At 67.4% G+C, this 8965-nt stretch carries 7 protein-coding genes; 4 read left to right on the forward strand and 3 right to left on the reverse strand.

What is annotated here, in order from left to right:
* A partial coding sequence (locus ABZD10_RS10810) for an NAD(P)-binding protein (RefSeq protein ID WP_372886445.1) occupies positions 1 to 743 on the reverse strand: 743 nt, incomplete at its 3' end.
* A gap of 183 nt (positions 744 to 926) precedes the next feature.
* Positions 927 to 1589 carry an arylesterase gene (locus tag ABZD10_RS10815; RefSeq protein WP_372886447.1) on the reverse strand — a complete coding sequence of 221 codons (663 nt, stop codon included), beginning with the start codon at positions 1587 to 1589 and terminating at the stop codon, positions 927 to 929.
* A 16-nt stretch (positions 1590 to 1605) separates the two neighbouring features.
* Here ABZD10_RS10815 and ABZD10_RS10820 point away from each other — a divergent pair, with 16 nt between their 5' ends.
* Positions 1606 to 2313 (forward strand): ABC transporter ATP-binding protein, encoded by a 708-nt coding sequence (locus tag ABZD10_RS10820; protein WP_372886448.1) that lies wholly within the window; start codon positions 1606 to 1608, stop codon positions 2311 to 2313.
* On the forward strand, positions 2310 to 4835 hold the full coding sequence (locus tag ABZD10_RS10825) for an ABC transporter permease (RefSeq protein WP_372886449.1): 2526 nt from the start codon (positions 2310 to 2312) through the stop codon (positions 4833 to 4835). The genes ABZD10_RS10820 and ABZD10_RS10825 overlap by 4 nt, the downstream gene beginning before the upstream one ends.
* 40 nt (positions 4836 to 4875) lie before the next feature.
* Here ABZD10_RS10825 and gltX read toward each other — a convergent pair whose 3' ends face one another.
* Positions 4876 to 6201: a glutamate--tRNA ligase gene (gltX, locus tag ABZD10_RS10830; RefSeq protein WP_372886450.1), complete on the reverse strand. Its 1326-nt coding sequence runs from the start codon at positions 6199 to 6201 to the stop codon at positions 4876 to 4878.
* 220 nt (positions 6202 to 6421) lie between these two features.
* Here gltX and ABZD10_RS10835 point away from each other — a divergent pair, with 220 nt between their 5' ends.
* Positions 6422 to 7291 (forward strand): LytTR family DNA-binding domain-containing protein, encoded by an 870-nt coding sequence (locus tag ABZD10_RS10835; RefSeq protein WP_372886452.1) that lies wholly within the window; start codon positions 6422 to 6424, stop codon positions 7289 to 7291.
* Between the two features lie 89 nt (positions 7292 to 7380).
* Positions 7381 to 8965: class I tRNA ligase family protein (locus ABZD10_RS10840; protein ID WP_372886454.1), on the forward strand; the 1585-nt coding region annotated here is incomplete at its 3' end.

Genomic DNA, 8965 nt, shown 5'->3' on the forward strand with positions numbered 1-8965 from the left:
CCCTCAAGGCCCAGCGCGTTGACGCCGCCAAGGCCGATGCCGAGGAACACGGCGTCGTAATCCGCCTTCAACCCGTCCAGAGACAGGCCATCACCCAGCCGCTTTCCGGTCTCGACGGTGATGCCGCCGATCTGCAACAGCCAGGCGACCTCGCGCGCGGCAAAGCCATCGACCGACTTGTAGGTGGCGATGCCGAATTCGTTCAGACCCCCGGCCTTGGCGCGCCCGTCGAACACTGTCACGTCATGGCCGTACATCGCCAGCCGGTGGGCACAGGCCAGACCGGCGGGGCCGGCGCCGACCACGGCGATTTTCTTGCCGGTCGCCGCGTCGCGTTCAAAGGGATGGGTGCCGGCGTCAAGCAGCACGTCGGTGGCATAGCGTTGCAGCCGCCCGATCTCGACCGGCTTGCCCTCGGCCACCTCGCGCACGCAGACCTCTTCGCAGAGCGTTTCGGTCGGGCAGACCCGGGCGCACATGCCGCCAAGGATGTTCTGGCTGAAGATGGTCCGCGCCGCCGCCTCGGGCGTGCCGGTGGCGATCTGGCGGATGAACAGCGGTATGTCGATGTCGGTGGGGCAGGCCTCCATGCAGGGGGCATCGTGGCAGAAATAGCAGCGGTCGGCCGCCACCAGCGCTTCGTGGTCGTCGAGGCGCGGATGCAGATCGCCGAAATTCTCGGACAGTTCGGCAGCGCTCAGACGGCCCGGAACCACACCTTGGCTTAACGGTGAATTGGTCATGATCCTCCCCATGTCATCGTTTGGCTTTGTGCATTCAGGCTCTCACAGGTTCATTTTTTTATCAACTGGTAAATTTTTAATTTTCACCGACGCCGAATTCTTCCGGCTGGCCGCAGGGCAAACCGATGAAAAACCATGTATTTCGGAAACTGCGGCTGCGCAGAGCCTGCTTTCAGGTGCAGGTCACCCGCCGATCGAGTCGATCAGCGCCAGCACATCCGGCCCCAGCGCCTCGACGATCCGCGCCACGCCCTCGGCATTGGGGTGGATGCCGTCGGCCTGCATCAGCGCCGAAACCTCGGCCGGATCGGAACTGCCCAGACCGGCAAAGAAGTTGTCGCTGTGCAAGACGGCGAACTGCTGCGCGAGGTCGCCGTAGATGGCCTCGAACTGCGCCTTGTAGGCCGGGCCGTAGTTGCCCGCCGCCTCGATCCCCACCAGCAGCACCGGGATGCCCCGGCCCTGCGCCGCAGCCAGAATGGTGGCGAGGTTGCGGCGCGCCTCGGCCGGGTCCAGCCCGCGCAGCATGTCGTTGGCGCCCAGCGTCACGATCATCGCGTCCGGCGCCTCGGCCAGGGTCCAGTCGATGCGCGCCGCGCCGCCCGCCGTGGTGTCGCCCGAAACCCCGGCATTGGTCAGCCGCACCCCGGCCCCCTGCCTGTCGAGCCAGCGCTGCATCTGCGCCACGAAGCCGTCATCGGGTGCCAGCCCGTAGCCCTGGGTCAGGCTGTCGCCCATGGCGACGACGGTCTGCGGCTCGGCCGCCAGCGGCGCCGACCAAAGCAAAACCACGGCCGCCACCTTGCCCAGTTTTTTCAGGCCCCCATATAGGCTTTCAACCCTCATCACGCGGATTCCCCCTATGACCCCGATCCTTTCCCTCAAAGATGCGCGGCTTTCGCTGGAAGGCAATGCCGGGCGCATCGAAATCCTGCACGGCATCTCGCTCGAGGTCCAGAAGGGCGAGACTCTGGGCCTGGTCGGGCCGTCGGGCTCGGGCAAATCCTCGTTGCTGATGCTGATGGGCGGGCTGGAGCGGGCCACCGGCGGCGCGGTCAGCGCCATGGGCCACGATCTTGTGGCACTGGACGAAGACGCCTTGGCGCGGGTGCGGCGCGACCACATGGGGGTGGTGTTCCAAAGCTTTCACCTGATCCCGACCATGACGGCGCTGGAAAACGTCGCCACGCCACTGGAACTTGCCGGCCACAAAGACGCCTTTGCTCGGGCCCGCGCCGAGTTGGCGGCCGTCGGCCTGTCGGACCGCGCCGACCACTTCCCACGCCAGATGTCGGGCGGAGAGCAGCAAAGGGTGGCGCTGGCCCGGGCGGTCGCACCCCGCCCCGACATCCTGCTGGCCGACGAACCGACCGGCAATCTCGACCAGGCCAACGGCGAGGCGATCATGGAGCTTCTGTTCTCGTTGCGCGACCGCCATGCGGCGACCTTGGTGCTGGTCACCCATTCCGACCGGCTGGCCCGGCGTTGTGACCGGATCGTGCGGCTGCGCGACGGCCGCATCGAAAGCGACAGCGCCGGTGCGCGGGTGCCGCATGAGGTGCGGGCATGAGCCTCGGCCTTGCCTGGCGTCTGGCCCGGCGCGAATTGCGCGGCGGCCTGCGGGGCTTTCGCATCTTCCTTGCCTGCCTGACGCTGGGGGTGGCGACCATCGCCGCCATCGGCACCGTGCGCGCCAGCATCGAGGCCGGGCTGGCCGCCGAGGGGGCGACCTTGCTTGGCGGCGACGCCGAACTGGACTTTACCTATCGCTTTGCCTCCGAGGCCGAGCGCACATGGATCGAGGACAACGCGCGGGCGACGTCGGAAGTGGTCGATTTCCGCTCGATGGCGGTGGTCGGCGCGGGCGAGGCATCGGACCGCACCCTGACCCAGGTGAAATCGGTCGACGGGGCCTATCCGCTCCTGGGGGCCGTGACACTGGAGCCGGCGATGCCGCTGGCGACGGCGCTGGCCGGGCGCGATGGTCTGCCCGGCGCGGTGATGCAGCCCTTTCTGATCGACCGGCTCGGCCTGTCGGTCGGCGACCGGTTCCGGCTCGGCAGTCAGGAATTCCTGCTCGCTGCGGCCCTGATCCGCGCGCCGGACAATGCCGGGGGCTTTGCTTTCGCCCCGCGCACGATCGTCGCGACCGAGGCGCTCGAGGCTTCGGGAATGCTGGCACCGGGGACACTATTTTCGAGCAAATACAGGATCCTGCTGCCGGACGGGGCCGATCTTGAAACCGTCAGGCAGGATGCGCTGGACCGGTTCGAGGCAACTGGCCTGCGCTGGCGAGACAGCCGCAACGGCGCGCCGGGGGTGGCGACCTTCGTCGACCGGCTGGGGGCCTTCCTGATCCTTGTTGGCCTGTCGGGGCTGGCGGTGGGCGGCATCGGCGTGTCCTCGGCGATCCGCGCCTATCTGGCGGGCAAGGTGACGGTGATTGCCACCCTGCGCAGCCTCGGCGCCGATCAGGCCACGGTGTTCCTGACCTATTTCCTTCAGATCGCGCTTCTGTCGGCCTTCGGTGTCGGGCTGGGGCTGGCGCTGGGCGCCGCGCTGCCCCTGATCCTGGGGCCGGTGCTGCAATCGAGCCTGCCGGTGCCGGTCCTGCTGCGGCTCTATCCCGCGCCGCTGGCCGAGGCCGCCGCCTATGGCACGCTGACGGCGCTGATCTTCACGCTCTGGCCGCTGTCGCGGGTCAGCGACGTGCGCGCGGCGGCGCTGTTCCGCGACGCCTTGCAGGCCGCACGGCTGGTGCCGCCGTGGCGCTTTGCCCTGGCCATCGCCGCGCTTCTGGCCCTGCTCCTGGCCCTGGCCAGCTGGCTCTCGGGCTCGGCGCCGCTGACGCTCTGGGCCGCCGCCGGCATTCTCGGGGCGCTGGGTCTTCTGGCGCTGTCGGCGCTGGCCACCGGCGGACTGGCGCGCAGGATGGCCCCGAAAAGCCGCCGCAGGCCGGCCCTGCGCTGGGCGCTGAACGCGGTGTCGTCCCAGTCCGAACCGGCGCTGCCGGTGATCCTGTCGCTGGGGCTCGGCCTGTCGGTGCTGGCGGCGGTGGGCCAGATCGACGGCAACCTGCGCAACGCCATCGCCCGCGACCTGCCCGAGGTGGCGCCCTCGTATTTCATGGTCGATATCCAGAAGGACCAGATCGACGGCTTTCTCGACCGGCTCGGCGCCGATCCGGCGGTGCAGGACATCGAGACCGCGCCGATGCTGCGCGGCATCGTCAGCCGCATCAACGATCGCCCCGCGACCGAGGTCGCCGGCGATCACTGGGTGGTACGCGGCGACAGGGGCATCACCTATGCCGACGCCATGCCCGAGACCACGACCGTGACCGCCGGCAGCTGGTGGCCCGAGGATTACAGCGGCCCGCCGCAGATCAGCTTTGCCGCCGAAGAGGCCGCCGAACTGGGCCTCGGGCTTGGCGACCGGCTGACCGTCAACATCCTTGGCCGCGACATCACCGCGACCATCACCAGCCTGCGCGCGGTCGATTTCTCGACAGCGGGCATGGGCTTCGTGATCGTCATGAACGCCGGCGCCCTGGCCGGCGCGCCGCATAGTTTCATCGCCACCGTCTATGCCAACCAGGCCGATGAGGCCCGGATTCTGCGCGATATTTCAGGCGCATACCCCAATATCACCGCAATCCACGTGCGCGATGCCGTCGGCCGTGTCTCGGAACTCCTGTCGACCCTTGCCGACGCCACCTCCTATGGCGCCAGCGTCATGCTGCTGACCGGGTTTCTGGTGCTGATCGGGGCGGCGGCGGCCAACCAGACCAGCCGCACCTACGAGGCGGCGGTCCTGAAAACCCTTGGCGCCACGCGCCGCGCCATCCTGCAAAGCTTTGCCCTGCGCGCCATGCTGACCGGGTTTGCCGCCGGCGTGGTGGCGCTGGTGGCCGGGATCACCGGCGCCTGGGCGATCACCTTCTTCGTGCTGGACACCGATTTCGCGGTGATCTGGCCCAACGCGCTGGCCATCGTTTTCGGCGGCATCGCCGCCACCCTGCTGGCCAGCCTGATCTTTGCCGCGACCCCGCTCGCCTCGCGCCCGGCCCGGGTGCTGCGGGCCCGGGAATAGGCCCGGCGCCCAGGGGTCACGCCCCCGGGGCGCCGCAAGATCAGCCGCGCGCCTTCACCACCTGCAACAGCGGCATCAGCGCCGACATGTCGGGCCCGTGGCCCTGCCCGGTCAGCGCCTTGCGCAGTGGCATGAACAGGCCCCGCCCCTTGCGCCCGGTGGCATCCTTCACCGCCTTGGTCCAATTGCCCCAGGTGTCGCCGTCGAACGGGCCCTCGGGCAGCAGCGCCATCGCCTCGGCGACAAAGGCGCGATCCTCGTCCTCGATCACCGGCTCGGCGCCATTGGCGCAAAGCTGCCACCAGCCGGCCAGATCCTTGCGGGTGGTGATATTGTCGCGCATCACCGCCCAGAACTCTTCGGCCAGCGCCTCGGGCACGCCGGCGGCGGCGACATCGCCGGCAACCTCGGCAAGCGGCATCTCGTGCAGCACCCGCGCGGTCAGCGGGTAAAGATCCCGTTCGTCGAACTTGGTGGGTGCCGAGCCGAAATGCCCCAGATCGAACCCTTCGGCCACTGCCTCCATATCGGCGCGCAGCTCCACCGGATCGGAAGAGCCCAGCCGCGCCATCAGGCTGACCAGCGCCATCGGCTCGACACCGGCCGCGCGCAGGTCGCGCAGCGACAGCGTGCCCAGCCGCTTCGAGAGCGCCTCGCCCTGCGGGCCGGTGAGCAGCGAGTGATGCGCGAACTCGGGCACCGTGCCGCCCAGCGCCTTGATGATCTGGATCTGGGTCGCGGTATTGGTCACGTGGTCCGATCCGCGCACCACATGGGTGACGCCGAAATCAATGTCGTCGCAGACCGAGGCCGGGGTATAGAGGAACTGCCCGTCGCCACGGATCAGCACCGGGTCAGACACCGAGGCGGCGTCGATCGACAGGTCGCCGAGAATACCGTCGGTCCACTCGATCCGCTCGTGGTCGAGCTTGAAGCGCCAGTGGCCGTTGCCGCGTTCGGCGCGCAGCGCCTCTTTCTCGGCGTCGCTCAGCGCCAGCGCGGCGCGGTCATAGACCGGCGGCTTGCCCATGTTGAGCTGTTTCTTGCGCTTGAGGTCAAGTTCGGTCGGGGTCTCGAAACACTCGTAAAGCCGCCCCTCGTCGCGCAGCTGCTGCGCCGCCGCCTCGTAGCGCGCCAGACGGTCCGACTGGCGCTCGATACGGTCCCATGACAGGCCCAGCCATTCCAGGTCTTCCTGGATGGCGTCGACATATTCCTGCTTCGAGCGCTCGGGATCGGTGTCGTCGATGCGCAGGATGAAGGTGCCGCCGGCCTTGCGCGCGATGAGGTGGTTCATCAGCGCGGTGCGCAGGTTGCCAACATGGATATAGCCCGTGGGAGAGGGCGCAAAACGGGTCGTGGTCATCGGATTCTCCTGTTGCTGCCTCCCATTCCACATCGGCGCGGCTTTGTCCAGAAAAGCGGCGGGCCAAGGTCGCCGGCGCGGCCTGCCCCATCCCACGGCGAAACCTGCGAAACCGCGCCCCGATCTGCCCCGATTGCACCGCCGGGGCCAGTTGCGCCTTGATTTCATGGCCCGCACGGGTCACTAGAATTGGCATCGACCGGAAATCTGGCGGGACTTCGTGAAGGACACAAGGGCAAAACCCAAGCGGCAAGACCGCCCCCCCTGGCATCTGCCCGAACAGGCCGCCGCCTATGTCGTGGCCACCGGGGTCTTCACCACCATGGGGCCGTTCGGGACCTACGCGATGCCGCTGCTGTGGCGTCTCGGCTATTGGGCGATGGCCCTCGGGGCGGGATGGGTCTTTGTCAGCCTGTCGCTGATCGGACTGCTGCGGTTCGGCTTCGTCCATTCCGAGGCCCCGGTCGCCCGGGTGGCGCTTGCCATTCTGGTCGCCGCCCTGCCGACGGCAGTGGCGGTCATGGCCATCGAAACCCAGATGCGCCCGACCGGCGGCCCGTTCTGGAACTTCGAAATCCTGGGCTATGTGGCGCTGGTCTGCCTGGTGATCGGCGGCACGATCTATGGCTTCCTGCGCCCGCGTTTCAGGTTGCCATCCGACCCCGATACCACAGCGCCGCGGCCCGGTGCGCCGGCAACCGGCGCCCGGGTTCCGCCGACCGACAACACCCCGGAGGCGAGCGTTGCCGAACCACCGGCGCATGCCGCCTTCTTCAAGCGCCTGCCGCCACGGCTCGGCGGCGAGTTGATCTCGCTGAGCGCGCAGGACCACTATGTCGAGGTGACCACGAACAAGGGCCGCGAGCTGATCCACATGCGCCTTTCGGACGCGCTGCACGAACTGCGCGATTACCCCGGCCGGCGGATTCACCGCTCGCACTGGATCGCAGAGGGTGCCTTTCAGGGGTTGAGCCGGGAAAACGGCAAGCTGGTGGCGCATCTCAGCGACGGGCGCCGGCTGAACGTGTCGCGCAGTTACAGCGCCGCAGCCCGCGAGATGATCCCGGCAACGGTCAAAACCCTCCAATAAGCCGCAGAATCTGCCCCCCCTGCCTTTCCCTTTGTCCAGGTCTTCGATAGAGGATCGGACAACCAGACATTGACGCAGGATCTAGACCGATGGCGATGGAAAAAACCTTTGACGCGGCCGAGGCCGAAAGCCGCCTTTACGCCGCCTGGGAAGCAGCCGGATGTTTCACCGCGGGCGCGAACGCGAAACCCGGGGCCAGCACCTATTGCATCATGATCCCGCCGCCCAATGTCACCGGCGTTCTGCACATGGGCCATGCCTTCAACAATACCCTGCAGGACATCCTGATGCGCTGGAAGCGCATGCAGGGCTATGACACGCTCTGGCAGCCGGGCACCGACCATGCCGGCATCGCGACGCAGATGGTGGTCGAGCGCAAGCTGGCCGAAACCCAAGCGCCCAGCCGCGCCGAACTGGGCCGCGACAAGTTCCTCGAGAAGGTCTGGGAGTGGAAGGGCGAAAGCGGCGGCACCATCGTTCAGCAGCTGAAGCGCCTCGGGGCCTCCTGCGACTGGTCGCGCGAGGCCTTCACCATGTCCGGTGCCCCCGGCGCCCCCAAGGACGTGGCCGGCGGCAATTTCCACGATGCGGTGCTCAAGGTCTTTGTCGACATGTACAACAAGGGCTTCATCTATCGCGGTAAGCGGCTGGTGAACTGGGATCCGCATTTCGAAACCGCGATCTCGGATCTCGAGGTCGAAAACATCGAAGTCGCCGGTCACATGTGGCACTTCAAAGACCCGCTGGCGGGGGGCGCCACCTACACCTATGTCGAGAAGGACGCCGACGGGAATGTGCTGCTCGAGGAAGAGCGCGACTATATCTCGATCGCCACCACCCGCCCGGAAACCATGCTCGGCGATGGCGCGGTCGCGGTGCATCCCAGCGATGAACGCTATGCGCCCATCGTCGGCCAGCTCTGCGAAATTCCGGTCGGCCCCAAGGAACACCGCCGCCTGATCCCGATCATCACCGATGAATACCCCGACCCCGACTTCGGCTCGGGTGCGGTGAAGATCACCGGCGCCCATGATTTCAACGACTATCAGGTCGCCAAGCGCGGCGGCATCCCGATGTACCGCCTGATGGACTCCAAGGGCCAGATGCGCGCCGATGGCGAAGCCTATGCCAAGGCCGCCGGCATCGCCATGGAGGTTGCCAAGGGCGATCGCAGCCTCACCGAAAACGAGGCCGACGCGGTGAACCTCGTGCCCGACGAGCTGCGCGGGCTGGACCGGTTCGAGGCACGCAAACTGGTGGTCCGGCAGATCACCGACGAGGGCCTCGCGGTGATGACCACCGAGCTGCGCAAGGACGATGAAGGCAATGAAAGCCGCGTATCGGTGCCCATGGTCGAGAACAAGCCGATCATGCAGCCTTTCGGCGACCGTTCGAAAGTGGTGATCGAGCCGATGCTGACCGACCAGTGGTTCGTCGACGCCGACAGGATCGTCGGCCCGGCCCTCGAGGCGGTGCGCGACGGCACCGTGAAGATCCTGCCGGACTCGGGCGAGAAAGTCTATTTCCACTGGCTGGAGAACATCGAGCCTTGGTGCATCTCGCGGCAACTGTGGTGGGGCCATCAGATCCCGGTCTGGTACGGCTTTGACCTCAGCGCCGACGGTTTTTACGACGACGAGGGCGACGGCTGCCTCGATCTGGTCGAGATGGGCC

It is taken from the genome of Shimia sp., from assembly GCF_041624275.1.
In the GTDB taxonomy this organism is placed as follows: Bacteria; Pseudomonadota; Alphaproteobacteria; order Rhodobacterales; family Rhodobacteraceae; genus Shimia.

Coding starts and splice junctions, on each gene's coding strand:
- ABZD10_RS10820 (WP_372886448.1), top strand. CDS start 1,606: ATGACCCCGATCCTTTCCCTCAAAGATGCGCGGCTTTCGCTGGAAGGC.
- ABZD10_RS10825 (WP_372886449.1), top strand. CDS start 2,310: ATGAGCCTCGGCCTTGCCTGGCGTCTGGCCCGGCGCGAATTGCGCGGC.
- gltX (WP_372886450.1), bottom strand. CDS start 6,201: ATGACCACGACCCGTTTTGCGCCCTCTCCCACGGGCTATATCCATGTT.
- ABZD10_RS10815 (WP_372886447.1), bottom strand. CDS start 1,589: ATGAGGGTTGAAAGCCTATATGGGGGCCTGAAAAAACTGGGCAAGGTG.